The 25,376-nt window shown below is 72.3% G+C and carries 20 protein-coding genes; 5 read left to right on the top strand and 15 right to left on the bottom strand.

All coding sequences use genetic code 11. The features are described 5' to 3' along the window. Positions 1-165 precede the first annotated feature (165 nt). Complete coding sequence (locus tag ACTZWW_RS02870) at positions 166-1,059, top strand: LysR substrate-binding domain-containing protein (RefSeq protein ID WP_444779427.1); 894 nt, start codon at positions 166-168, stop codon at positions 1,057-1,059. A gap of 13 nt (positions 1,060-1,072) precedes the next feature. Here the strand turns inward: ACTZWW_RS02870 and ACTZWW_RS02865 are convergent, their stop codons facing one another. The 3 genes from ACTZWW_RS02865 to ACTZWW_RS02855 form a co-directional block, all read right to left on the bottom strand. Further along, positions 1,073-1,660: an exopolysaccharide biosynthesis protein gene (locus ACTZWW_RS02865; RefSeq protein ID WP_444779426.1), complete on the bottom strand. Its 588-nt coding sequence runs from the start codon at positions 1,658-1,660 to the stop codon at positions 1,073-1,075. Between the two features lie 53 nt (positions 1,661-1,713). Continuing rightward, positions 1,714-2,688, bottom strand: coding sequence for an MBL fold metallo-hydrolase (locus ACTZWW_RS02860; protein WP_444779425.1), 975 nt, complete (start codon positions 2,686-2,688; stop codon positions 1,714-1,716). A 240-nt stretch (positions 2,689-2,928) separates the two neighbouring features. Beyond that, the gene (locus ACTZWW_RS02855; RefSeq protein ID WP_444779424.1) at positions 2,929-3,417 is read right to left on the bottom strand and encodes an NUDIX hydrolase; all 489 of its coding nucleotides are present in this window, start codon (positions 3,415-3,417) and stop codon (positions 2,929-2,931) included. A 294-nt stretch (positions 3,418-3,711) separates the two neighbouring features. Here ACTZWW_RS02855 and ACTZWW_RS02850 point away from each other — a divergent pair, with 294 nt between their 5' ends. Further along, entirely contained in the window at positions 3,712-4,737 is a 1,026-nt protein-coding gene (locus ACTZWW_RS02850) for an SDR family oxidoreductase (protein WP_444779423.1), read from the top strand. A 277-nt stretch (positions 4,738-5,014) separates the two neighbouring features. Here ACTZWW_RS02850 and ACTZWW_RS02845 read toward each other — a convergent pair whose 3' ends face one another. The 7 genes from ACTZWW_RS02845 to gatB all read right to left on the bottom strand — a co-directional run bounded on the left by ACTZWW_RS02845 (position 5,015) and on the right by gatB (position 13,045). After that, positions 5,015-5,179, bottom strand: coding sequence for a hypothetical protein (locus tag ACTZWW_RS02845; RefSeq protein WP_444779422.1), 165 nt, complete (start codon positions 5,177-5,179; stop codon positions 5,015-5,017). A 114-nt stretch (positions 5,180-5,293) separates the two neighbouring features. Continuing rightward, positions 5,294-6,820, bottom strand: a complete 1,527-nt coding sequence (gene glpK / locus ACTZWW_RS02840; protein ID WP_444779421.1) for a glycerol kinase GlpK — start codon at positions 6,818-6,820, stop codon at positions 5,294-5,296. A gap of 113 nt (positions 6,821-6,933) precedes the next feature. Next, the gene (locus ACTZWW_RS02835; RefSeq protein WP_444779420.1) at positions 6,934-7,986 is read right to left on the bottom strand and encodes a phytoene/squalene synthase family protein; all 1,053 of its coding nucleotides are present in this window, start codon (positions 7,984-7,986) and stop codon (positions 6,934-6,936) included. Next, on the bottom strand, positions 7,973-9,550 hold the full coding sequence (gene crtI, locus ACTZWW_RS02830; protein ID WP_444779419.1) for a phytoene desaturase family protein: 1,578 nt from the start codon (positions 9,548-9,550) through the stop codon (positions 7,973-7,975). Before crtI ends, ACTZWW_RS02835 begins: the two co-directional genes overlap by 14 nt. A 34-nt stretch (positions 9,551-9,584) precedes the next feature. Continuing rightward, complete coding sequence (locus ACTZWW_RS02825) at positions 9,585-10,496, bottom strand: alpha/beta fold hydrolase (RefSeq protein WP_444779418.1); 912 nt, start codon at positions 10,494-10,496, stop codon at positions 9,585-9,587. 111 nt (positions 10,497-10,607) lie between these two features. After that, entirely contained in the window at positions 10,608-11,576 is a 969-nt protein-coding gene (locus ACTZWW_RS02820) for a GNAT family N-acetyltransferase (protein ID WP_444779417.1), read from the bottom strand. After that, positions 11,573-13,045: an Asp-tRNA(Asn)/Glu-tRNA(Gln) amidotransferase subunit GatB gene (gene gatB, locus ACTZWW_RS02815; RefSeq protein ID WP_444779527.1), complete on the bottom strand. Its 1,473-nt coding sequence runs from the start codon at positions 13,043-13,045 to the stop codon at positions 11,573-11,575. Before gatB ends, ACTZWW_RS02820 begins: the two co-directional genes overlap by 4 nt. A gap of 172 nt (positions 13,046-13,217) precedes the next feature. Between gatB and ACTZWW_RS02810 the strand changes: the two genes are divergently transcribed. Continuing rightward, complete coding sequence (locus tag ACTZWW_RS02810) at positions 13,218-13,658, top strand: hypothetical protein (protein WP_444779416.1); 441 nt, start codon at positions 13,218-13,220, stop codon at positions 13,656-13,658. 40 nt (positions 13,659-13,698) lie between these two features. Here the strand turns inward: ACTZWW_RS02810 and ACTZWW_RS02805 are convergent, their stop codons facing one another. Further along, the gene (locus tag ACTZWW_RS02805; RefSeq protein ID WP_444779415.1) at positions 13,699-15,174 is read right to left on the bottom strand and encodes a pyruvate kinase; all 1,476 of its coding nucleotides are present in this window, start codon (positions 15,172-15,174) and stop codon (positions 13,699-13,701) included. Positions 15,175-15,334: 160 nt separating this feature from the next. Here ACTZWW_RS02805 and ACTZWW_RS02800 point away from each other — a divergent pair, with 160 nt between their 5' ends. Beyond that, a complete protein-coding gene (locus ACTZWW_RS02800) occupies positions 15,335-15,799 on the top strand; it encodes a hypothetical protein (RefSeq protein ID WP_444779414.1) in 465 nt (154 codons plus the stop codon). A gap of 7 nt (positions 15,800-15,806) precedes the next feature. Here the strand turns inward: ACTZWW_RS02800 and ACTZWW_RS02795 are convergent, their stop codons facing one another. The 4 genes from ACTZWW_RS02795 to ACTZWW_RS02780 all read right to left on the bottom strand — a co-directional run bounded on the left by ACTZWW_RS02795 (position 15,807) and on the right by ACTZWW_RS02780 (position 24,712). Next, on the bottom strand, positions 15,807-18,020 hold the full coding sequence (locus tag ACTZWW_RS02795) for a TRAP transporter permease (protein ID WP_444779413.1): 2,214 nt from the start codon (positions 18,018-18,020) through the stop codon (positions 15,807-15,809). Positions 18,021-18,164: 144 nt separating this feature from the next. Further along, the gene (locus ACTZWW_RS02790) at positions 18,165-19,187 is read right to left on the bottom strand and encodes a TAXI family TRAP transporter solute-binding subunit (protein WP_444779412.1); all 1,023 of its coding nucleotides are present in this window, start codon (positions 19,185-19,187) and stop codon (positions 18,165-18,167) included. 146 nt (positions 19,188-19,333) lie between these two features. Further along, positions 19,334-22,279 (bottom strand): AsmA family protein, encoded by a 2,946-nt coding sequence (locus tag ACTZWW_RS02785; protein ID WP_444779411.1) that lies wholly within the window; start codon positions 22,277-22,279, stop codon positions 19,334-19,336. Positions 22,280-22,336: 57 nt separating this feature from the next. After that, entirely contained in the window at positions 22,337-24,712 is a 2,376-nt protein-coding gene (locus ACTZWW_RS02780) for a xanthine dehydrogenase family protein molybdopterin-binding subunit (RefSeq protein WP_444779410.1), read from the bottom strand. A gap of 201 nt (positions 24,713-24,913) precedes the next feature. Here ACTZWW_RS02780 and ACTZWW_RS02775 point away from each other — a divergent pair, with 201 nt between their 5' ends. Next, positions 24,914-25,168: an exodeoxyribonuclease VII small subunit gene (locus tag ACTZWW_RS02775; protein WP_444779409.1), complete on the top strand. Its 255-nt coding sequence runs from the start codon at positions 24,914-24,916 to the stop codon at positions 25,166-25,168. The last annotated feature ends 208 nt before the right edge of the window (positions 25,169-25,376 follow it).

Below are 25,376 nucleotides of genomic sequence, written 5' to 3'. Positions count from 1 at the left end.
TTGGTGCCGGCGCGTATCATACGACCATCCGTCTCGTCGATCCAGCCGGGGGAACCGGACCGAGCGCCGGGCGGCGTCTGGGTGCGCCGCACTCCGGCTTGACATAGTTCCAATCGGTCGATCAGGTAAAGTCGGATTTTCTGATTAGAGAGATAAGACGAACTGATGACATCCCTCACCCTGCGGCAGCTGTCGTACTTCGACGCGGTGCTCCGCCACGGCCATTTCGGCCGGGCGGCGGAGGCCTGCGCGATCTCCCAGCCGGCACTCTCCATGCAGATCAAGGAGCTCGAGCAGGCGCTCGGGGCCTCGCTCCTCGAGCGTAGCGGGCGCAAGGTCGCGCCGACGGGGCTCGGCGAGATCGTCGGCGAGCGGGTGCGGGAGATCCTGCGCGCCGTCGACGAGCTCGAGGCGCTCTCCCGCACCGAGCGGGACGGCCTCGCGGGGCCGCTGCGGCTCGGCGTCATCCCCACGGTCGCGCCGTACCTGCTGCCGCGGATCGTGGCGCGGCTCGCGACGCTCTACCAGGACATCGACGTGCGCATTCGCGAATCGATCACGCCGACCCTGATCCGCGAGCTCTCCGAGCGCCGCCTCGACGCGGCGCTCGTGGCGCTCCCGGTCTCCGAGCCGAGCCTCGAGGAGACGGCGCTGTTCTCCGAGAGCTTCGTGCTCGTGCGCCCGCTGGCCGACGCGGGCGAGCCCGTGCCCGAGCCGGACACGCTCGCGCGCATGAAGCTCCTGCTCCTGGAGGAGGGGCATTGCTTCCGCGAGCAGGCGCTCTCCTTCTGCGGGCGCGAGGCGCCGCGCCCGCGCGAGCTGATGGACGGCAGCTCGCTCTCGACGCTCGTGCAGATGGTCGGCGCGGGGATCGGCATCACGCTCATCCCGGAGATGGCGGTGCCGGTGGAGACGCGCTCGGCGCCCGTCAGCGTCTCGGCGTTCGACGACCCGAAGCCGACGCGCACGATCGGCATGGTCTGGCGGCGCACGAGCCCGCTCGCGCCGCAGTTGCGGCGCATCGCCGAGGCGATCGAGGGGCTGCCGCGCGGTCGGTGACGCGCCCGAGCGCTCAGGCGAAGCCGAGCTGCCACACCGTGATCGGCACGGCGAGGAGCGCCAGCAGCGACACGATCACCAGCGCGCCGTCGCGCACGAGCAGCCCCGCCGCGAACAGCGCGATCACGGCGGACGCGATCGAGCCCGACGTGGGCACGATCTCCATGAACGGCATGAACAGGGTCAGCGCCAGGATCAGCGTCAGCGGCAGGTAGAGCCAGGGACGGTGGACGAGGAACGTCAGCCGCGATCCGAGGAAGCGCTCGACGAAGCGCACCGGCCGGCGCATCCAGGACACTCCCTTGCAGAGCTTCTGCGTGGACATTCGCCGCCGGGTGACGAAGTCGGGCAGCCAGACGCGGTCGCGCCCGAGGATCATCTGCACGGCGAGGATGAAGACGATCACCGCCACCGTGGCGGTGAGGCCGGGGATCGCGCTCGCGGGCGAGGTCGAGATGAGCGAGAAGACGAGCATCAAGGCGGCGAACGACTTCGTGCCCAGATGCTCGACCACCTCCTCAATCGTGATGCTCTCGCCGTGCGCGGTCTGTTCGAGCTGATCGAGCACGTCGCTGAGCGCCCGCGTGCGTTCCTTCGGCATCCGAGACCTCTCCAAAGACGGGCGAACGCACGCGTCTACGGCCGAGTTCCGCCTCAGGCCGGCCAGGGGATGCGCACGAGCTCGAAGCCGCCGCCCGCCTGGCGGACGTGCCCGACGTTGGGGAAGCCCCAATGGTAGCCGGCGACCATCAGCCGGTCGGCGGCGGCCTCGTCCAGGAGGCGGCGGCGGGTTTCTCGGGCCATCTGCGGGTCCATGTCGAAGCGCACCGACCAGTCCGGGTTGGCGACGAAGAGGAAGGGCAGGTGGGCCGCGTCCGAGATCAAGAGGAGACCGTCGCCGCCCGACTGTACGCGGAAGGCCATGTGGCCGGGCGAATGGCCGTGCGCGTCGACGGCGACCATGCCCGGCGCGAGCTCGTCGCCGCCGGCATAGGTGCGCATGCCGAGATCCTCGCCGGCGAAGATCGCCTGCGCGCGCTCGAAGCCGGCGCGGCGCCCTTCCGGCGCCCGCGACATCTCGCCCTCGTCGAGCCAGTAGGCGGCCTCGCCCTCCGGCACGAGCGTCTCGGCGTTGGGGAAGATCGGCGCGCCGTCGGCGCCGCGCAGTCCCGAGATGTGGTCGCCGTGGAAGTGCGAGATCACCACCGTGTCGACGTCGCCCGGCGCGACGCCGATGGCCGCGAGGCCCGCGACGAGGCGGCCCACGGGGCTCTCGCCCTCCTGGGGGCCGTTGCCGGTATCGACGAGGATGGTGCGCCCGCCGATGCGCAGGAGCGTCGCCGTGAAGGGGTTCTCGATCGCGTCCGTCGCCCGCATGTCGGCTGTGAAGGCCGCCTCTACCTCCTCGAGCGGAGCGTTGGTGACGAATCCGTCCTGCAGTGGGAACGCCCGCAGGCCGTCGTAGACCGGAAAGACATCGATCTCGCCGATGCGGTAGCGGAAGGTGGGGATGGCCGGATCGGGTGCGGTCGTGCCCTGCGCCTGCGCGGCGCGCGCGGTCGTCAGGGTCGCGGCGGCACCGACGATGGCGGGGGCCGCCAGCATGGCGCGGCGGGTGAGATCGGTCATGGCGGGTGGTCTCCCAGATGTCCGGCGTTCGAGCGACGCCCGCCGTGTTTATGGGTCGCGACGCGCGCACGTCCCGCCCGCTCACATGCTCGTGAACGCGGCGCCCCGTAGCGGCCGCGGCGCCGACGGCTCAGCGCAGCTCCCGGTCTCGCGAGAGGCGGTCGTCGTCCGGGTCCGACGTGCGCGTGATCGCGTGGGTCGTGGTCGTCTCGATCGAGAGGCGCGGATCGGCAGCGCCCGTCAGCGACGGCCGCCCGCCGCCTTCCGGGGACGCTCCACCGTCATGAGCTGCAGCCGCTCGGGCAGCGCCGCGATGAGGTCGGACAGCTCCGGCTCGTCGACCAGCTCGGCCGCGGTTTGCGCGTCGAACCAGCGCCGCTCTCGTTCGTCACGCTCCGGCCAGCGCTTCTGCTCCTTCTCGACGCGCATCAGGTAGACATCGACGGTGCACGGCACGAAGCTGCGCGACTTGAGCCGCTTGTCGTAGGTGAAGACGCCGTAGGGCTCGGGCGAGACGTCGCCGGCGAGACCCGCTTCCTCGTAGGCCTCGCGCGCCGCGGTTTCGTTCGGCCTCAGCTTGCGGATCGGCCAACCCTTCGGAATAACCCAGCGCCGCGTCTCCCGCGACGTGACGAGCAAGACCTCGATGCGGCCGGAATCGTCGAGGCGGAAGGGCAGGGCGCCGAATTGCTTGCGCGGCACAACGTCGGTGTCGTCGTTCTTCTTCATCGCACTCACGTGGTGACTGCCTCCGCACGCCGCAACGCTGTCGCGCGGAGCACGAGAATCAGAAGTGTAACACACCGTGTCACACCGTCATTTAAAAAGATGAAAAGGCCCGATTCCCGCCCGCGCACGAATTCTTTCGCGCGACGCCGCGGCGAAAGCGTGGCGCGTGCGATCGCCACGGGCTGGGAACGACGGGCTCGGAACGACGGCCTCGGAACGACCGTGGCCGCGCGCTCATTGTCCGGGCCGAGGCGGCGCGCGGTGCGCGGCCGGGATCGGACACGGGAGATCATCATGCGCGGCGGGCTCGAGAACATGCGCGGACGGGTCGTGATGCTGACCGGGGCGTCGGCCGGCATCGGGCGGGCGACGGCGCTGCGCCTCGCGCACGAGGGCGCACGGATCGGGCTCCTCGCCCGCAGCCCCGAGGCGCTCGACGACGTCGCCCGGGAGGTGCGCGCCCGCGGCGGCGAGGCGTTGGCGCTGCCCTGCGACGTCGCCGACGCCGACGGCGTCTTCCGCGCGGCGGATGCGCTCGAGCGGGAATTCGGGCCCATCGACGTGTGGATCAACGACGCGATGGTGACGGTGTTCTCGCCGGTCCACGAGATGACGCCCGACGAGTACCGCCGCGTGACCGAGGTGACCTATCTCGGGGCGGTCCACGGCACGCTCGCGGCGCTGCGGACGATGCGGCCGCGCGGGCGGGGCATCGTCGTGCAGGTGGGCTCCGCGCTCGCCTATCGCGGCATCCCGCTCCAGAGCGCCTATTGCGGCGCCAAGCACGCCATCGTCGGCTTCTCCGATTCGCTGCGCGCGGAGCTGCGTCACGACGACGTCGACATCGCGGTGACGGAGGTGCATCTGCCGGGCGTCAACACGCCCCAGTTCGAGTGGGCGCGCTCGCGCATGGAGCGGGCGCCACGGCCCTCCGGCCCGGTCTACCAGCCGGAGGCGGCGGCGGACGCCATCGTCCACGCGATCCGCTCGCCGGAGCGCGCCTGGTGGCTCGGCGGCGTGACGGCCATGGCCATCATCGGCAACGCGCTCGCCCCGGGCCTCGCCGACCGCTATCTCGGCGCCAACGCCGTGGAGGGGCAGATGCGGGAGGGCCGCACGCGGCGCCCGGTGCCGCCGGCAGGTAACCTCTACCGCCCGGCGGAGCGGGCGCTCCACCGCACCCACGGCCCCTTCGGCCGCGAGGCCAAGGCGTCGGCGATGCGCCTGCCTGGACCGCAGACGCGGATCGGCGCCGCCGTCGCGACGGCGGCGGTCGCAGCGGGGATCGGGCTCGCGATCGGACGTATCGCGCGCCGGTGAGGCGCATCCGTGGGTGAGGCTCGTCATCCCGGATTGCGAAGCAAGTCCGGGACCCGGACGCTCCGGAGCCGTGAGGAGCGGCGCGCCAGCGCCGTGTCGTGAGACGCCTCCATTGACGTTTGGTGGACGCGCGCGCTCCGCGCACGTTCTTCGAACACCTGTGCTTCTGGGCCCCGGGCCCGCTTCGCGGCCCGGGGGGACAGGGGGTGTCTCGGGATGGCCCGAAAGCTCGGTGAGCAGAACAACACGGGTAGATAAGCCGATCCGGGCCGGCGGCTCAGGACTTCTTGACGATCTTGGCGAGCTGCTTGAGCTGGGCGACGGCGTCGGCGAGCTCGTTGAGCGCGATCGTGCGCTGGCCGGCCTTGATCGCGCGCTCGCAATCGTCGAGCTGCTGCTTGACGATCGTCTCGAGGACCGCTGCGATCTGGGCTTTCGTCATCGAGCTCCTCCGTGCCTGCGCCGACCGGGCCACGCGACCCGTCCCGCGCGCCCCGTCCCGCGCGCCCCCGGCGGTTAGGCCAAGCGGGGGCGCGCGTCAACGCGCCCGCATCGCTCAGGCGAGGAGCTTGCGCACCGCGTCCTTCCAGCCGGAGAGCTTCCTCTCGCGCTCGTCGGGCGACATGGAGGGCTCGAAGCGACGCTCCAGCCGCCAGCGGTCGGCGAACTGCTCCGGGGGCGGGTAGAAGCCGACGTCCATCCCCGCGAGATAGGCCGAGCCGAGCGCGGTCGTCTCCTTCACCTCCGGCCGGTCGACCGGGGCGGCGAGGAGGTCGGCGAGGCGCTGCATCGTCCAGTCGGAGGCGACCATGCCGCCGTCGACGCGCAGCACCGTCTCGCCGCCGGCGGGCGCGTGCTCGGCCCAGTCCGCCTGCATCGCCTCGAGCAGGTCGGCGGTCTGGTAGCAGACGCTCTCCAGCGCCGCGCGGGCGAGCTCGCGCGGGCCGGTGTTGCGGGTGAGCCCGAATAGCCCGCCGCGCACGTCCGGGTTCCAGTGCGGCGCGCCGAGCCCGACGAAGGCGGGCACCAGGTAGACGTCCTGCGTCGGGTCGGCGCCCTCCGCCATCGGGCCGCTCTGCGCGGCCTCGTGGATGATCCCCAGGCCGTCGCGCAGCCATTGCACGGCCGCGCCAGCGACGAAGATCGAGCCCTCGAGCGCATAGGTGGTCTTGCCGTTCAGCCGATAGGCGATCGTCGTGAGCAGCTTCGACCGGGAGGCGATCGGCGTGTCGCCGGTGTTGAGCACGGCGAAGCAGCCGGTGCCGTAGGTGGACTTCACCATGCCGGGCGTGAAGCAGGCCTGGCCGATGGTCGCGCCCTGCTGGTCGCCCGCGACGCCGCGGATCTTGATCGGTGCGCCGAAGAGATCGGGCAGCGTCTCTCCGAAATCGCCGGCCGAATCGCGCACCTCCGGCAGCATGGCGGGCGGCACGCCGAAGATCGCGCACAGCTCGTCGTCCCAGCGGTTCTCGTGAATGTCGTAGAGCAGCGTACGCGCGGCGTTGGTCGCGTCCGTGACGTGGAGCCCGCCGGTCAGGCGCCACAGGAGGTACGTGTCCACGGTGCCGAAGGCGAGCTCGCCGCGCTCGGCGCGCGCGCGCGCGCCCTTCACCTGGTCGAGCATCCAGCCGATCTTGGAGGCGGAGAAGTAGGGGTCGACGAGGAGCCCGGTCTTGGCCGTGATCAGCGGCTCGCGCCCCTCGGCCTTGAGCCTGGAGCAGACGGCGGCGGTGCGCCGGTCCTGCCAGACGATCGCGCGGTGGATCGGCTCGCCGGTGCGGCGGTCCCAGACGAGCGCCGTCTCGCGCTGGTTGGTGATGCCGATGGCGGCGATGTCGCCCGGCCCGACGCCCTTGTCGGCCATCGCCTTGCGCACGGTGGCGACGCTCGTCTCCCAGAGGTCGTCCGGCTCGTGCTCCACCCAGCCGGAGGCGGGGTAGTGCTGCGCGAATTCCCTCTGTGCGATGCCCGCCACGTGCATGTGGTCGTCGAACAGGATGGCGCGGGTCGAGGTGGTGCCCTGGTCGATGGCGAGGGTGTAGCGGCTCACGAGGCGTCCTCCGGGTTCGCGGGGCGGCGACATGCCTGTCGCTCGTTGTTCGGCGTTCGCATTTTTTCGCTGTCGTTCGCCGCGAACTTACGCGGGCTCGCCGCCCGTTTCCACCCCCTTCGTGCCTTGCGGGTGCTCCTCGATGCTCATCCCACCGGGTCGCGCCGCTCGAGCCTCTCGAACAGGTCGACGAGCCAGGCGATGCGCTCCTCGATGCCCTGCGGCGGCAGGGCGTGGCGGCCTGCGCCGATCGCGGCCTCGACCAGGAAGGCGACTTCCGGGAGCGGCGGCGTCTCGTCGGCCCGGGCGGCGAGGAAGGGGGCGCGGGCGAGCGCGCCGGCGACGAGGGCGAGCTGGCGCGAGCGCGGGACGACCGCGCGCTCCAGCGCCTTCGTCGGTCCCGCGCGCTCCACGACGCGCCCGATCTCGGCGTAGAGCGTCCGGGCGGCCAGGATCCCCGGGCGGCAGTCCCGCGGGAGCGCCGCGACGCCGGCGAGGGCCCGGGCGTAGAGCCCATCCGCCGCCACGAGCAGGCGGCGCGTCGCGGTGTGCACGCCCGCGCAGGGGCGTGGGTCGGCGAGGAAGGCCTCGACGTCGACGCCCGCCTCGCGCAGCCATTGCCGCGGCAGGTAGAGCCGCCCGTTCGCGGCGTCCTCGCCGACGTCGCGGGCGATGTTGGTGAACTGCATGGCGACGCCGAGATCGCAGGCGCGCGCCAGCACCGCGGGCTCGCGCCGGCCCATGATCAGCGTCATCATCGCGCCGACGGTGCCGGCGACCCGCGCGGCATAGGCGGCGACGTCGGACAGCGTCTCGTAGGCGCGCTCCTCCGCGTCCCACGCGAAGCCCTCGAGCAGCGCCTCGGGAAGCGCGCGGGGGATGCGGTAGCGCGTCACCGTCGCCGCGAAGGCGCGATCGATCGCCTGCGGGGCGGGGTGGCCCGCATAGACCCGGTCGAGCCGCTCGCGCAGGAGCCCGAGAGCGGCGTGTCGGTCGTGACCGTGGTCGACTGCGTCGTCCGCCACGCGGCAGAAGGCGTAGAGCGCCGCGGCCGGCTCGCTGACGCGCCGGGGCAGCACCCGCGATGCCGCGTGGAAGGAGCGCGAGCCGCCTCGCAGCAGGTTCGCGCAGGCGGCGATGTCGCCTTGCGCGGAGGGATGCTCGGGGAAACGGTGCTCGCGTCGGTCAGCGGCCGGCATGGGACCTCCCTCTCGTCGTCTGGAACTGCGTGGGATCGGGCACGACGCGATCGAGCACACGCGCGGTCGAGAGCACGCCCGGCATGCCCGCGCCGGGATGCGTGCCGGCGCCCACGAGGAACAGGTTCTCGATGCTCTCGGAGCGATTGTGGGGCCGGAACCACGCCGACTGCCACATCACCGGCTCGAGCCCGAAGCCCGCCCCGTGCAGCGAGGCGTAGTCGCGCGCGAAGTCCGTCGGCGTGAGGAGCCGCGAGACGACGATCTCTTCCGAGAGCCCGGGCAGGACCGTCTCCTCGAGGCGACGCATCACCTTGCGACGGTAGGCCTCCGCCGTCTCGTCCCAATCCGTCGCGCCCAGCAGGTTCGGCACCGGCGAGAGCACGTAGAAGGCGTCGTGGCCGTCTGGTGCGACGCTCGGGTCGCTGGCGCTCGGGCGGTGGAGGTAGAGGGAGAAGTCCTCGGCCAGGTGCTTCTTCCGGAAGATGTCGTCGAGCAGCTCCCGGTAGCGCGGACCGAGCAGGATCGTGTGGTGCCCCACGTCCTCGTAGCGCCGCTTCGTGCCGAAGTACCAGACGAACAGCCCCATCGACCATTGCGCCAGCCGCTGGCGGGCGGGTCCCCAGCGGGTGCGCCGCGCGTCGGGCAGGAGCTTCGCGTAGGTGGCCGTCGAATCGGCGTTCGAGACGACGATGTCGGCGGGGATGATCTCGCCGCTCTCGAGCCGCACCCCGCAGGCGCGCCGGCCTTCGAGCAGGATGCGCTCGACCGGCGCCGACAGCCGCAGCCGCCCGCCCTGGCCCTCGATCAGCCCGACGATGCCCGACACCAGCCGGTTGATGCCGCCGACCGCATAATGCACGCCCCAGCGCTTCTCCAGATGATGAATGAGCGCGTATATCGCGCTGGCGGTGAACGGGTTTCCGCCGATGAGCAGCGGATGGAAGCTGAACACGGTGCGCAGCCGCTCGTCGGCGAAGTGGCGCGACACGAGCCCGTGGACGGAGCGCTGCGCGCCCAGCCGCACGAGGTCGGGCGCCACCTTGAGCATGTCGCCGATCGAGGCGAAGGGCACGTGGCCGAGCTCCTCGAAGCCGACGCGGCAGATCTCCTCCGAGACCTTCATGAAGCGCTCGTAGCCGGCGAGGTCGCCGGGCGCGAGGCGTGCGATCTCGGCGCGCATGGCGTCCGTTTCGCCGCTGTAGCGGAACGTCTCGCCGTCGTCGAAGTGGATCGTGTAGAACGGGTCGAGTGGGACGACCGCGACGTCGTCCTCCATCCGCTTGCCGCACAGCTCCCACAGCTCCGCGAAGAGCTGCGGCGCCGTGATCAGGGTCGGTCCGGCGTCGAAGGTGAAGCCGCCCTCGCGGAAGACCCGCGCCCGGCCGCCGGGCTGGTCGAGCTTCTCGACGATCGTCACGCAATAGCCGCGTGCGCCGAGGCGCACGGCGGCGGCGAGGCCGCCGAAGCCGGCGCCGATCACCACGGCGTGCGGGCGGCCGGCGGTCTCGGCGTCGAAGGGCACGGGGCGCGCCGTGCCGGGAGGGGGTGTCAAGATGTTCATCCTGTCGCGAGCGTAACAGGAACTGGACACCCCGTCAGCTAGCAGCAGCCCTTATGCCGGCGACCTCGCCGAGGAAGCGCTGGTAGGCGCCGAGGAACTCGTCGGGCTTCTCGAAATGCACCAGCGCGCCGGTGTCGAAGGCGGAGAACAGCCAGTTTCGGCGTGCGATCGCCCAGTTCGCCTCCGAGAAGTCCTTGAAATCGCCTTTCGTGCCGTGGAGTACGTAGATCGGCAGCGTCAGGTCCTCGAAGAGGTCGCGCACATCGCGTGCGAACAGACGCCCCGACAGGAAGGCGAAGGGCGCGTGCTCGGCGCCGGGCTGGTGCGCCGTGCGCCAGTCGTAGGCGACGAGGTCTTCCGGCACGTCCTTGCGGCCGAAGGTCCGCTGGAGGAAGTAGCGAATCGACCGCTCGGAGGTGAGCCCGCGGAAGAGCGGCCGGCCCCAGGGCGCGTTCAGGAAGGAACGCATGCCGGGCACGCGCATCGGCGTCTCGGGGGCGGCGCGCTTGCGATGAGAGCCCTTCGAGAAGCCGGTGGGCGTGACGAAGGCGAGGCTGGCGAAGGCGTCCGGCGCCTCGCGTGCGGCGCGGGCGAGGAACTCGCACGACAGCGACAGCGCGACCGCATCGAAGGCCCGTGGACCGTGCGCGTCACGAATCACGTCCGCCATGTCGAGGACGGCGTTGGTGAACAGCCGGATCTCGTAGCTGCGCGGCGAGCGGTCCGAGAAGCCGTAGCCGGGCAGGTCCACCGTGTAGACGCGCCGATGCGTCGAGAGCCGCTCGTGCAGCGGGCGCATCTCGTAGGCGGAGGCTGCGGCGTTGATCGAGTGGATCAGGAGGACGGGAGGCCCCTCGCCGGCGACGTAGTAGGAGAGGCGGCCTGCGCGCCGGCGCGTCTCGCGGCGCTCGCCGGACACCGCCGGCCCGAGATCGATCGTGGTCACGGCTCTGGCCTCCTCGCGTTCGGCATGCTCGACCATAGCGCACTCGCGCCGAGAAGCGATGCCGCAATCCGTGGCAACGCGTGGAGGCCGCGCTCGGGTTCCGTCCGGCGCCTACCCCAGCGCCTTCCCGTAGCCGTACTCGACCGACCCCGAGACGTCGTGCAGCGCGCGCTCCTCGCCGAAGCGGGAAAAGCCCATATGCTCGTAGAGCCGATGGGCCTTGGTGAAGCGGGTGTCCGTGTACAGGACCAGCCGGCGTGCGCCGGCGGCGCGGGCGGCGTCCTCCACCAGGCGGACGAGGTGGGCCGCGAGGCCGCGGCGGCGCTGGTCGCGGCGCACGTAGAGCTTGGTGAGCTCCGCCGTGCCGTCCGCGTCCGGCGCCTTCACGCCGCAGCACGCGCGCACGCGGCCGGACCGGTCCTCGATCACCCAGAAGGTGGTCTTCGCCTGCGAGAGCCGCGTCGCGGGCCGGACGATCTCCGGGTAGTCGTCGTGCGGATCGATGTAGCAGCCGGGATATTCCGCGAACGCCAGCGTCAGGAGCCCGAAGAGGTCCTGCGCGTCGGCGTCGACGACCGCGCGTGCGATCGGGCGCTCCGGGCGGCGCATGATCACCGCCTCGAGATCGGCACGCCCGCCGCACCCCTGCGCCGGCCGGTCGAGCACGAAGCCCTCGCGTTCGTAGAAGCGGATGGCGCGGGTGTTGCGGGGCTCGACCTCGAGCCACGCGTCCCGCTCGGCGAGCCGCGCCAGAGTCTCGTCGAGGAGGAGCCTGCCGAGCCCGCGGCCCTCCCCGCCGGGCGTGACGTAGAGCCGGCGCAGGCAGGCCTCCTCGCCGTCGTCGACATGGGCGAGGGCGGAGCCCAGCACGCCGCCGTCCGCCCCCTCGGCCATGAGGAAGACCGTTCCCGGCCGGTCCACCTGCCGGGAGAGCGCGGGGAGGGCGTGCCAGCGGTCGGTGATCTCGGTCACCTTCGCGGCGCCGTGAATCGGGTCGTAGGTCGCGTGCCAGCTCGCGACGAGCGCCGCGCGCACCGCCGCGAGATCGTCGCGGCCGACGGGGCGGATGCGCGGGGTCATTCCACCCCGAGCTTCTGCTTCACGAGGGCGTTCACCGCCTGCGGGTTGGCCTTGCCGCCGGTCGTCTTCATCACCTGGCCGACGAACCACCCGGCGAGCGAGGGCTTGGCCTTGGCCTGCTCGACCTTGTCGGGGTTCGCCGCGATCACCGCGTCCACCGCCGCCTCGATGGCGCCGGTGTCTGTGACCTGCTTCATGCCGCGCTCCTCGACGAGCCGCCGGGGCGCGCCGCCCTCGGCCCAGACGATCTCGAAGAGGTCCTTGGCGATCTTGCCCGAGATGGTCCCGTCGGCGATGAGGTCGACGATCTCGCCCAGCTGGTCGGCGGACACCGGCGAGGCCGCGATGTCGAGCCCCTCCTTGTTGAGGCGCCCGAACAGCTCGTTGATGACCCAGTTCGCGGCGGCCTTGCCGTCGCGGCCCTTCGCCACCGCCTCGAAATAATCAGCCTGCTCGCGATCGGCGACGAGCACGCCCGCGTCGTAGGGGGAGAGGCCGAAGTCGGCGACGAAGCGCGCCTTCTTCTCGTCGGGCAGTTCCGGCAGGCCGGTGGCGAGGCCGTCCACGAAGTCCTGCTCGAGCTCGAGCGGCAGGAGGTCGGGGTCGGGGAAGTAGCGGTAGTCGTGCGCCTCCTCCTTGGAGCGCATCGAGCGCGTCTCGCCCTTGCCGGGATCGAACAGGCGCGTCTCCTGGTCGATCCTGCCGCCGTCCTCGAGGATGCCGATCTGGCGGCGCGCCTCGTACTCGATGGCCTGGCCGATGAAGCGGATCGAGTTGACGTTCTTGATCTCGCAGCGCGTGCCGAGCGGCTCGCCGGGGCGGCGCACCGAGACGTTCACGTCCGCGCGCAGGCTGCCCTTCTCCATGTCGCCGTCGCAGGTGCCGAGATAGCGCAGGATGGTGCGCAGCTTCGTCACGTAGGCCTTGGCTTCCTCCGAGGAGCGCATGTCGGGCTTCGAGACGATCTCCATCAGCGCCACGCCGGACCGGTTCAGGTCGACGTAGGACATCGTGGGGTGCAGGTCGTGGATGGACTTGCCCGCGTCCTGCTCGAGGTGCAGGCGCTCGATGCCGACCGTGAAGGACCCGCCGTCGAGCATGTCGACCACGACCTCGCCCTCGCCGACGATCGGGTGCTTGTACTGCGAGATCTGGTAGCCCTGCGGCAGGTCCGGGTAGAAATAGTTCTTCCGGTCGAAGATGGAGCGCAGGTTGATCTGCGCCTTGAGGCCGAGCCCGGTGCGTACCGCCTGGCGGACGCATTCGAGGTTGATCACGGGCAGCATGCCGGGCATCGCCGCGTCGACGAGCGAGACGTGCGAGTTCGGCGCCGCACCGAAGCCCGTGGAGGCGCCGGAGAACAGCTTCGCCTGCGACGTGACCTGGGCATGGATCTCCATGCCGACGATGACCTCCCAGTCGCCGGTGGCGCCTTTGATGAGCTTCTTGGGATCGGCGGGGGCGTTCATCGGGGCGTTCATCGGCTCGTCCGTCCTCGTGTGCACGATGCGACGGTTAGCGCTCTCTCGCGCGCGCTTCAAGTCGCATGCCGGCGAAGGCGCCGTCCGCCGGCCGCGAAACCCGTTCGCGAGTTCGGCGTTGAGGCGCCACCAACGCCGCTCGAGCCGAAAGGAGGCCAAGATGGCGACGAACGATGGACGCGACCCCGCCGATCCGCGCACGCCCCACACGGGGACCGATCGTGCGGTCGACCCGTTGCCGGCGACCGCGCCGACGGACCCGTTCGGCACGCGCCCCGGCGAGATTCGCCCCGGCGAGACCACCCGCGGCGCCCGCCCGGCCGATCCGGTCGCGGCGCGCACCGATGCGACCCATCCTCGAGCCGAGGCGCGGGACGACCGCATGGCGCGGCCCGCGCGTCGTTCCGGCATGGGGATGGCCTGGGCGATCGGCGCCATCGTGGTGATCGGCGCGATCTTGGCCTTCTTCCTGATGGACGGCTACGACGCCGGCGACGTGCCGGTGACCGGCGCCATCGAGGAGCCGGCCCCGGCGCCGGTGCCGATCGACCCGCAGGCCGACACGCCGGTGTCGCCGACGGAGCCGATCGAGGCGCAGTGACGCGCCGGCCGGCGCGGCGCTCGCGGAGGGAGCGCCGCGCTCACCATGTGCGAAGCGCCCGCAGCGTCGGGGTCTTCTTCGACTGGTGCTCGCCCATTCGCTGGAACAGGCCGTCGAGCGCCTGAATGGCGGCTTCGACGTTCGGGCCTTTGTTGAGCATCACGCATTCGGCGCGCGCCGCCATGGCGGCGTCCGTCATCTCGCCGCGCGAGGGCAGGCCGGACTTGACGAGGCGCTCGAGCACCTGGGTCGCCCAGATGACCGGCACGTGCGCGGCTTCCGCGAGCCAGAGCAGCTCCTCCTGCATCTCCGCCAGCCGCGCGAAGCCGATCTCCACCGCGAGATCTCCGCGGGCGATCATCACCGCGAAGGGCTGCCGCCCCGCGGCGGCGACCATGATCTCCGGCAGGTTCCGCACGGCGACGGGCGTCTCGATCTTCGCGACGAGGCCGATCTCGCGCCAGCGGGGCGTGCGCGCGGCGAGCTCCGCCTGCAGCCGGCGGATGTCGCCCGCGGTCTGCACGAAGGAGTAGCCGACGAGGTCGGCGTCCCGCGCCACCACGTCGAGGTCGGCGCGGTCCTTGTCGGTGAGCGGGTCGAGGGCGAGCGCCGTCTCGGGGAAGTTGAGCCCCTTCTCCGGCTTCAGCCGGGCGCCCCCGAGCTTCGCCTGGTCGATCGCCACCACGAGCCCATCGTGCGCCCGGGCGACGACGCGGCCGGAGAAGCGCCCGTCGTCGACCGCGACCCGCGCGCCCTCGCCGACGGCGGCCAGCACCTCGGGCGCCGTGCAGGTGGCCTGGAAGGGGAAGGTCTGCGCGAAGCCTGGGGCGAGGGTCCTGGCCAGCAGCAGCCGGTCGCCGACGCCGACGCGCGCGCGCTCGTCCGGCGTAAGGACGCTGCCGGTGCGGATCTTCGGGCCGGCGATGTCCATGAGGATGCGCAGACGCCGTCCGGTCTCGGCTTCCGCAGCGCGGGCATGCGCGATCATGGCGCGCCAGGCCTCCGGGCCGTCGTGCGCGCAGTTGATCCGCAGCGCGTCGGCGCCCGCGCGCGCGAGGCCCGCCACGAGGGCGGGGTCGTCCGCCGCCTCGCTCGGCAGCGTGACGAGGATGCGCCCCTGGCGCTCCGGGCGCGCGGGACCGAACAGGCGCTCCGTCGCGGCGCGCAGGCGTGTCTCGCCGCGGAAGAACTGCCGCTGCGACGGCGCGTGCCGGCACGTCTCCTCGCCCGCCAGCGCCGCGAGCGCGACGGTGGCGGCGTCGAGCGTGGCGAGCACGCGGCCCTCCAGCCGCCCGAGCGAGGACAGGCCCCGCAGCATCAGCCCGCGCTGGAGCGCGCGGTGGTCGCGGCGGCGAAGCGCCAGGTAATGGGCGAGATTGAGCGCGCCGACGGCGAAGGGCGTGCGGTCGACGTCCGCGCGGAAGGCATCCCACCGCCGCCGCCCCTCGCTGGAGACCTCGTCGCGCAGGGCCTCCATCTCCGCCAGCAGATCGAGCGTTTCCTCGTCGGCACCCATCCCGCACTCCCTCCGCCCGTCGCGACGGCCGATCTCGCCGCGGGTAGCGGACGACCACGACAGGACGATGTCGCGACCGCATGCCGCTGTTGCCGCGCGCGTGGTGCGAGCGACATTCCTGTCGCGCCGGCCCGATCCGGCACCGAGAGAGGAGCGAGGCATGAGAGGAGTTTCGTCGCGCATCGGGATCGCCGCGATGCTGGCCGTGTCGCTGCCGTCCGGCGCGGCCTTCGGCCAGGTGCCGGGCGTGGACGCGTGGACCTTCAACCCACGGGCGCTCAGCGCCAGCGTCAGCCCGGCGCGTGGCCAGGCGCTGACGTTGGCCTGCGACGTCGATGCGCTGCGCATCTACATGCTCTCGGCCGCCGTCGCCGGTCCCGAGGGCGAGCCGGACGTCACCGCGCGCTTCGAGGCCGGCGCGGAGGCGACCGAACTCCCGATGCGCTGGAACGGCACCTTCTTCGCCAGCGTGGAGCGAATACCGAAGCGCACGCCGCTGGTCGCGGCGATGGCCACGGCACGGACGCTTTCGGTGTCGGTGACGATCGACGGCGCCGATGCCGGCACGTTCCCGCTCGCCGGCGCGGGTCCCGCGCTGAGGGGGCTCGTCGCCGATTGCGGCTGAGCCGACGTCAGGCGCCGGCCGGCACGGGCCGGCGCCGCCTGCGGTCCTCCCGCACGTTCCAGACGAAGATCGCGATCACGCCGACGGCGCCGAGCGTCTCGACGATCGTGTTGTTCGGCCAGATCAGCGCCACGCCGGCGGCGAAGAGGAGGATGCGCACGGGCCAGTTCAGCGGCGCCTCCATGTGTCCCTCGATCGCTGCGCCCAGCGCGTAGACGCCCACCGTCGCGATGACGAAGATGTGCAAGACCTCGAGCGGCGGTCCGCCGAGGAACTGCGTGTAGGCGAACAGGATGGGCATCAGGTAGAGGCCCTTGGCGATCTTCCACGAGACCAGGCCCGTCGCCATCGGCGGCGTCTTGGCGATCGCCGCAGCCGCGAAGGCGGTGAGGCAGACCGGCGGCGTCACGTTCGAATCCTGGCTGAGCCAGAAGATGATCATGTGCGCCGAGAGCAGCGCGAGCTTCACCGTCACCGGGTCGAGCACCATCGGGTAGACGAGGGTGAGCACCTCGGGCGGCATCGCCGCGATGAAGGCCGACGCTGCGTCGCGTGACATCGGCGCGGCGAGCGCGGTCATCGCGTTGGGGTCCGCGAGCATCATCGTCATGCGCGCGGCCTCGGGCACGCCGCCGGCGACGAGCACGTCGATGAGCGCGTTGTTCTGGATCAGCGCGTGCAGCGCAGGTGCGGAGAGGGTCGCGAGCACGATGTAGGACGCCGTCACCGGCAGCCCCATGCCGAGCACCAGCGAGGCGAGCGCGATCAGCACGAGCGCGATGAGGAGGCTGTTTCCGGCCCACTCGCTGATCATGAGCGAGAATGTGTTGCCGATGCCCGTCATGGCGATGACGTTGATCAGGAGCCCGACCGCGACGAGCAGGACGGCCGTCATGATCATGTTCTGCGAGCCGAGCGCGAGCGCGTCGAGGATCGCCCGCGGGCCCATGCGGTTGGGCGTGATCCAGGACGCGACGATGCAGGCGGCGATGGCGAAGCCGGCGGCATAGACGGGCGTGTATCCGGCGACGAGGAGCCCGATCAGCACCGCGACCGGGATGAGGAAGCTCGGGCCGCCCCGCTTCAGCACCGACCAGGCGCTCGGAGCATCCGGATCGTTGGCGACGAGGTTGAGCTTCTTGGCCTCGATGCGCACGAAGAACGCCACCGCCAGGAAGTACACGACCGCGGGAGCGAGGCTGACGGCGGCGATCTCCAGGTATGAGATCTGCGTGTAGGTCGCCATCACGAAGGCGCCCGCGCCCATGATCGGCGGCATCAGGCCGCCGCCCGTCGAGGCCGAGGCCTCGACGCCGGCCGCGAACTTGGGCGGGAATCCCGCGCGCTTCATCAAGGGGATGGTGATGACGCCGGTGGACACGGTGTTCGCCACCGCGGAGCCCGAGATCGTCCCGGTCAGGCCCGACGCCATCACGGCCACGAAGCCCGGGCCGCCGACGAAGCGCCCGGCGACCGCGCGGGCGAGGTCGATGATGAACTCTCCCGCGCCCGAGCGCACGAGGAAGGCGCCGAACAGGATGAACAGGAAGACGAAGGTCGCCGAGATCAGCGCGATCGAGCCGAACATGCCCTCGTCGGAGAAGATCGAGCGGAACAGCAGAGTCTCGAGCGACAGGCCGGCGAAGCGGAAGACGCCGGGGGCCTCGGGCCCCCACCAGACCACGTAGGTCAGGGCGATCACGATGAGGATCGGGATGATCAGCCCCGTCGCGCGGCGGGTGAGCTCGATGGCGCCGCCGATCACGATGAACGAGAGCGCGTAGTCGAGCTGCGAGAGCTTCACGCCGCGGTCGTAGATCGCGTTCTGGTTCGAGATCAGCCAGAGCGTCGCGATCGCCACGACGAGACCGAAGGCGACGTCGAAGACGAGGACGGCGCGGGTCGCGCGGGGCGAGCGGGTGCGCACCAGCGGATACCGCAAGGCGCAGAGGAAGGCGAAGCCGGCGAAGTGGAACGCGGTCAGCCAGAGCTGATCGAACGTGCCGAGCGTGTTGACCCAGATGTGGTAGAGCGCGAGCGCGATGCCCACCACCCAGGCGGCGCGCCCGACGAGGGTGCCCTCGAAGCTTCGGACATGGGCCTCGAACTCGCCCTCGACGTCCTTCTCAACGCCGTCCTTCTGAACGTCGTCCGCTCTGACGTCCTTGTCGATGACGGGCTTCTCGTCACCGGCGGGATCCAACCGGGGCGCGTCGGTCATGGTGACGTCTTTCGTATCACGGATCAGGGCCCGCGAGATCCCGCGTCGGCTGCGCCGACGTAACGGATTGTCTGCCGCCGGACGGACTGTTCGGGTCGAGGCTGGGCGGCGCACCACGGCGCCGCCCAGCCTCTCGCGCGGGGATCAGGGACGCAGACGATCCGGAACGGTCAGGCCGGCTTCCTCGAAGTAGCGCAGCGCGCCGGGGTGCAGCGGCAGCGGCAGGCCGGCGAGCGCGACGTCGAGGCTCATCTCGTTGGTGGCGGGATGGATCGCCTGCAGGAACGGCAGGTTCTCGAAGATCGCCTTGGTGATGAGGTAGACGGTCTCCTCCGGAACGTCGGCGTTGACGGCGAGGAAGTTCGGCTGCGCGATCGTGGTGACGTCGGTGTCCTGCGAGGGATAGGTGCCCGCCGGGATCGGATAGGCGACCCAGAGGTCCTCGAAGGAGCCGTTCGCCTCGGCGATCTGCTCGTCGCTGAAGCCGAGCAGGGTCACGCCGTCGCCCATCGCGGCGAAGGCGCGGGTGACGCCCGCCACCGGCACGCCGCCCGGCGTCGACATCGCGACGATCTGGTTGTTCTGCAGCGCGTCCGCGGAGGGGTTGTATCCCATGTACGCCAGCTCGTACTCCTCGAGCGGCATGCCGAGGTTCGCCATGATCACCTCGTTCGAGCCGATCGTGCCGGAGTTCTGCAACCCCATGGAAACCGCCTGTCCCTTTGCGCTCTCCATGTCGCCGATCATGCCCGTCTCGGCGAGGTCCGAGCGCAGGACGAAGTGCTCGACGTTGGGCCAGAGCTGCGCGATCGAGCGGAGGTTCTCCTGCGGGCCGTCGGCCTCGACGGGGCCGGTGCCTTGGGCGGCGTAGGCGCCGAACAGGCCCTGGAGAATCGAGAACTGGACCTCGTTGTCGCGCATCAGGCGGATGTTCTCACCCGAGCCGGCCGAGCTGATCGCCGACATGTTGATGCCTTCGGCGTTCTGCAGGCGCACCTTGACCAGGGTCGCGATGGCGACGCCGACGGGGTAGTACGTGCCGCCCGTCGAGGCGGTGGCGAGCAGGTAGTCCTGGCTATCCTGCGCGGACGCCGCGATGGGCGTCATTGCGAGCATGGTGCCGGCCATGGCGGCGGCGATGAGCGAACGCTTGGTCGTGTCGGCCATGAGATCCTCCCTCGTGCGCGGCGGTGCCGCGTTTCGCCTTATTTAGAATGGTCCGGCGCCCCCGGGTCAACCGTGACGCCTACGGGACGGGACGGATCTCGGCCGTTTCTCCGGCAATCGTGGTTGCCGCTTCCTCCAGGCTGGGTTCAGCGGTTGTTCAAAAGGAGATCCATGAGGCCCCGTGCCGCCTCGGCGGCCGGATCGCGGGGGAAGGGGGCCGGCTCGGGCGGGGGGGAGGTCCCGATGTCGGGAACGGGCGGAGGCGGTGGCTGCGCCGGGGCCTGCGGCACGCCGAGGAGCCGCTCGAGCCCGCGCGCGGCCTCGGCGCCGACGGCGCGCTCCAGCGCCTCTCCGGCGGAGGGCGCGTCGACGCCGGGAAGAGCGACGCCCGGAAGATCGAGCCCGAACACGCCGGTGCCGAGCTGGCGCAGTCGCTCGTAGGCCCCGGCCGGGTCCTGCAGCACGCCGGTGATGTCGGGGTAGATTCGCGGCCGCGCCCACGGCCCCTCGATCCGCACCGGCGCGCCGAAGCCCACGAGCCGCACGCCCTCGCCCCGGCGCTGCTCGAATGCGACACGCGGCTCCACCGTGAAGGCGAGGCGCTGCGCGGGCAGGTCGATCGTGCCCGTGCCGCTCGTGTCGACGAGCGGGCCGACGAGCCGCAGGTCGTCGGTGCGCGCGGCACCCTCCGCCACGGCGAAGCCCGCCTCGAAGGCGAACAGCTCCGTGCGCGCGCCCTCCGAGAGGCGCCAGCCGTCGACGATGCCCGTCGCGAGAAGCCGCGCGAGCGCGGTGACGTCCACGCCGCGGATCGCCCCGTCACGGAACGCGAAGCCGGCGCTGCCGGAGAGGCTCTCCATCAGCGTGCGCTGCGTGACCAGTCGGCCCGAGACGTCGAGCCGGACGCTGCCGCGCCCTTCCAGCCGCTCGAAGCCTGCGGCGTCCGTGAGGAACGGGCGCGCGTCGAGGTCGGCGAAGCCGAAGCGGGCGGTGAGCCGCGGCGCGGCCGGGTTCGCGTCCACCTCGACGCGGCCGTTGCCGCCTCCGCCGTAGAGCGCGATCTCCTGGAGGTCGGCGGCGAGCGCGCCGTTCTCCAGCCGGGCGGCGAGGGAGACGCGGCCGGTCTCGATGCCGCGGAAGACGAGGGCGCCGAGCGAGAGGTCGAGCGTGGCGTCGAGCGCGCGCAGGGCCGAGAGGTCGACCGGAGCCTCGCTCCAGCCGCCGCCGTCGCCGGCGCCTCCCGGGCTCGCGGTGAGGCCGAAATAGGGGTTGAGGTCGAGCCGGTCGAGGGCGAGCCGCGCCTCGAGGCGTGGCCGCGCCCCGCCGACGGCGATCCTGGCCGTGCCCGTGCCGCTCGCGCCGTCGAGCGACAGGCGCGCGTCGCTCACGGAAACCGCGCCCGGCGCGACGTCGACCCGGCCCGCGATGGCGAAGGCCCCGAGCCCGCCCGGCGTGGCCGGCGGGCGGCCGAGCCAGGCGAGGAGATCGCGCAGGGAGCCCGTGCGCAGCGACGCCTCGCCGGCGGTCGCGCCTCGCGGCTCCAGCGTGCCGCGATAGCCGGCCTCGAACCGGGGCGAGGAGAGGGCGAGATCGAGGGGCGCCGCGCGGCCCTCGACGAGGGCGCGCAGGTCTAGGGAGCCGTCGAGCCCGATCCGCTCGCCGCGCCAGACGGCGTCTCCCGAGAGTCCGACCGGCCGCGTCAGGTCGACGAGATCGACGGCGAGCGTCATCTGCGACAGCCGGGTCGCGTCTCCCCCAGGCGCCACGGTGGCGAGGGCGGGCACGCGTGCCTCGCCCTGCGCGAGGGCGAGGCGCCCGGCGGCGTTGAGGCTCGCGCGCAGCGCCTGCGGCGTCTCTCCGGCGAGCGCGAAGCGCAGGTCGGCCGCGACGACGCCGGAGAGCGCGGGCGCGTCCGCCGATGCCGGGGGGGCGGCGAGCGTCGCCGCGAGGACGGAGGCGTCCAGGTCGCGCGCGGCGAGGCTGCCGGAGATCCGCGCCTGCGCGCCGTCGCGGCCGATTCGCGCCTCGCCGGACAGGATGCCGGCGGCGAAGCCGGCCTCGTCGACCACGAGGCTCGCGGCGTCGTCCTCGAGCTGGACCTGCAGGCGCGCCGGCGCGATCTCGTGCCCCGCGACCCGCAGGCGCTCGAGCGCGAGCTCGACGTCCCCTACGACGACGCCGAGCGCGGAAAGGTCGATCGTCTGCGGCCCCGCGCCGCCGTCCCCGGCCGGGAGGAGCGCGTCGAGATCCAGGAGGGCGCCCGCGAGGCGCAGGTCGATCGCCGGCGTCGTACCGCCGAGAACGACGTCCGCCGCGCCCGCGAGCCGGCTCTCGCCGCTCTCGAGGGAGAGGTCGCGCAGTACGAGGCGGGGGCTGGCGAAGGCCGCACGCGCCTCTCCCGCGAGCCGCGCCGGCAGCAGGCCCGGCGCCTCGATCCCGAGCGCGATCGCCGCGTCCGCGCCCGCCAGCAGCGCTGCGGGCGAATCGACGCGCGCGTCGAGCGCGAAGGCGCGCCCGTCGAGGCGACCGGTCGCCTCGAGCGTCGACTCGCGGGCGGGGTCGGGCATGGCGAGGACGAGGGAGAGGTCGTCGAGGCGGCTCTCGCCGGCGGCCCCGCGCAGGACGAGCAGCCCGTCGGTCACGCTCAGCCGGTCGATCGCGATCGCGGCGAGCCCGCTCACGTCCCCGGCGGGCGTCTCGTCGCGTTCCGGCGCCGCCCCGACCCCGCGCACGATCCGCACGACCGGGCGCTCGAGCGCGATCTCTGTCAGCCGCACCGAGCCCGAGAGCAGCGGCGCGAGCGAGAGCCCGAAGGCGGCGCGCTCGACGTCCGCGGCGAGCGCGTCGTGGGCGTTCGCCGCGCTCTCGATGCGCAGGCGCTCGGCGGTGAGCGCGATCTCCGGGAAGACGCCGAGCGAGACCGGCCCGTCGAAGGCGACGCGCCAGCCGGTGCGCGCCTCGATCTCGGCGGCGATGCGCGCGCGCACCGTCTCCGCCGGCACGAGGAGCGGCACGAGCGCCAGAGCGCCCACGAAGAGCGCCAGCAGCACCGCCGCACCGATCACCAACCGCCGCAGCATCGCGCCCCTCACCCGCCGACCGTTCCCGCTTCGTGCGCGACTGTAGCCGATTCGCGGGCGGGTGGCGCGTCAGGCGGCGCCGCCCGGCGTGCCCCTCTCCGCGGACCGCAGCGCGCGCCAGACGGCCTGCGGCACCGCCGGCATGTCGATGTGGCGCACGCCACGGGGGCGCAGCGCGTCGACGACGGCGTTCATGACGGCCGGCAGTGCCCCGGCGCAGCCGGCCTCGCCGCAGCCCTTGACGCCGAGCGGGTTCGTCGTTGCGGGAAACTCGAGGTTCTCCACCGCGAGGAACGGCGCGTCGTCCGCCCGCGGCAGGCCGTAATCCATGAAGGAGCCCGCGAGCGGCTGCCCGTCCGCGTCGAAGACGACGCGCTCCATCAGCGCCTGCCCGATCCCCTGCACCACGCCGCCGTGGAGCTGGCCCTCGACGAGGAGCGGGTTGACCACGACGCCGAAGTCGTTCGCCGCCGTGTAGCGCATCACGCGTGTGACGCCCGTCTCCGGGTCGATCTCGACCTCGGCCACGTGGCAGCCGTTGGGGTAGGCCGAGGGCGAGGCCTCGTGGACGTGCGTGACGTCGAGGGTACGAGGCACATCGTCGGGCAGCGTCGCGAGGAAGCCCTCCTCGCGCAGCCGCGCGGCGAGCTCCAGCACGCCGATCGACCGGTCCGTGCCGGCGATGGCGAAGCGTCCGTCCTCGAAGACGATGTCGACCGTCCCGGCCTCGAGCGCGTGCGCGGCGAGCGGACGGCCGGCCTCGACGACGCGCGCGACGGCACCCACGATGGCGGCGCCCGAGGCCATGATCGACTTCGAGCCGCCGGTGCCGCCGCCGGCGACGAGACGGTCGCTGTCGCCCTGGTCGAGCCGGATCGACGCGAAGGGGACGCCGAGGCGCTGCGAGAGCACCTGGGCGAAGGCGGTGGCGTGGCCCTGGCCGTAGTCGAGCGTGCCGGTGAGCAGCGTCACCGTGCCGTCCTTCTCGAAGCGCAGGCCGCCCATCTCGGCGCTGACGACGGCGGTGACCTCGCAATATTGCCCGATTCCGAGCCCGCGCAGCAGCCCGCGCGCGGCGCTCTCCTCCCGGCGCGCGGGGAAGCCCACTACGTCGGCGGCGGCGAGCGCCGCGTCGAGGATGGCGGGAAAGTCTCCGCTGTCGTAGCGCGTCCCCGCGGCGGTCTCGAAGGGGAGCGCGTCCGGCACGACGTGGTTCCTGCGGCGCAGCTCCACCGGATCGATCCCCATCTCCGCGGCGGCGGTGTCGACGAGGCGCTCCATCAGGTAGTTGCCGTCCGGGCGCCCGGCGCCGCGGTAGGGGCCGACCGGCGTCGTGTTGGTGTAGGCGCAGGTGATTCGCGCGTGGACGACGGGGGTGCGGTAGACCGAGACGGCGTTCTTGGGGATGTTGATCGTCGAGAACAGCGGCGCGACCGGGTTGAGCCAGGCGCCGAGATCGGCGACGCCCTCGATCCGCAGCGCGAGGAAGCGACCCTCGGCATCCAGCGCCAGCGCCCCGTCGAGCCCGAGCGCACGGCCGTGATGGTCGGAGAGGAAGCTCTCCGAGCGGGTGTCGACCCAGCGCACGGGGCGCCCGAGCGCCTTCGCCGCGTGGAGCAGCGCCACGTATTCCGGGTAGACGGCGGACTTCATGCCGAACGAGCCGCCGACCTGGCCCGTCAGCACGCGGATGCGCTCGGGCGCGACGCCCATGGCCTTGGCCAGCAGCCCGCGCATGGGGAACACGCCCTGGCTGCCGAGCCGAAGGGTGAAGCGGTCGTCCGCGGGATCGTAGGAGGCGATCGCCGCGCGCGGCTCGATCGGGCTCGGCACGACGCGGTTGGAGGCGACCGAAAGCCGTGTGACGTGCGCGGCGCGGGCGAAGGCGGCCTCGCAGGCGGCGGCGTCGCCGAAGGCCCAGTCGATGGCGCGGTTGCCCGGCGCCTCGTCCCAAATCGTCGGCGCGCCCTCGGCGAGCGCCTCGCGCGGGTCGGCGACCGCGGGCAGCGCCTCGATGTCGGGCATCACCGCCTCCGAGCCGTCGCGCGCGGCGGCGGCGGTCTCGGCGACGACGAGGGCGATGGGGTCGCCGACGCAGCGCACCTTGCCGGTGGCGAAGGCGGGGCGTGCGGGCACGACCATCGCCGAGCCGTCGGCGTTCTTCAGCGTCGCGGCGATTCCCGCGGGGAGGGGGCCCGTCCAGGCCAGATCCTCGGCCGTATAGACGCCGACGACGCCGGGGACCTCGCGCGCGCCGGCGACGTCGATCCCGCGCAGCACGCCGTGGGCGACGCTGGAGCGCACGACGACCGCGTGGAGCGCGCCCTCCAGCGCCACGTCGTCCGTGTAGCGCCCTTCGCCGCGAAGCAGCATGGGGTCCTCGGTGCGCGGCACCGGCTGTCCGACGCCGAACTTCGCCGTTCCGTATGGATTGCTCTCGTCCATGCCCGCCCGTCACCTCGTTTTCGCACGCTCGCGCCTCGACGAAGGCTAGGGCGTACGTGCGACTCGGGGAAGACCGTCGGGCGGCATGTCGCGCGCAGCCGCCATGCGCTGGCGGCGGTGCCGCGCGAAACCTTGCCAGCCCGTGCGTCCGCGGGCTATGCCTCCGCCTGCGAAGACGACAGGACGGACCCGAGCAGCTTCATGGCAGAGCAGAGCCCCACCGACATCGCGCAGATGCCCTTCGAAGCGGCGCTCGCGGAGCTCGAGGAGATCGTGCGCAAGCTCGAGCAGGGCTCCGTGCCGCTCGAGGAGTCGATCCGTGTCTACGAACGCGGCGAGGCGCTCAAGACGCATTGCGAGGCGCTGCTGAAGAGCGCCGAGGCGCGCATCGAGAAGATCAGCCTCGGCCCGGACGGGTCGGCGCGCGGCGCGGCGCCCCTCGACGTCGAGCCCTGATCGCCCGGATTTCGCGTCCCGCGCGGAACCGCCGCGGCGCCCGGCTCGTAGGAACCCGCGCGGGCGTTTTGACCGAAGCGCGCCCGCGACCCATATCAGCCTCTCGCCTCGGCGTTTCTTCCCGACAAAGGTTCAGAGCGTTCCATGCCCGCAGACACCCCCCTCCTCGACACGATCCGCGATGCCTCCGACCTTCGGGGCCTGTCCG

The organism is Salinarimonas sp. NSM (assembly GCF_052380005.1).
In the GTDB taxonomy this organism is placed as follows: domain Bacteria; phylum Pseudomonadota; class Alphaproteobacteria; order Rhizobiales; family Beijerinckiaceae; genus Salinarimonas.
Note: the sequence above shows the minus strand (reverse complement) of the source record. Positions and strands in the feature narration are given on the sequence as shown.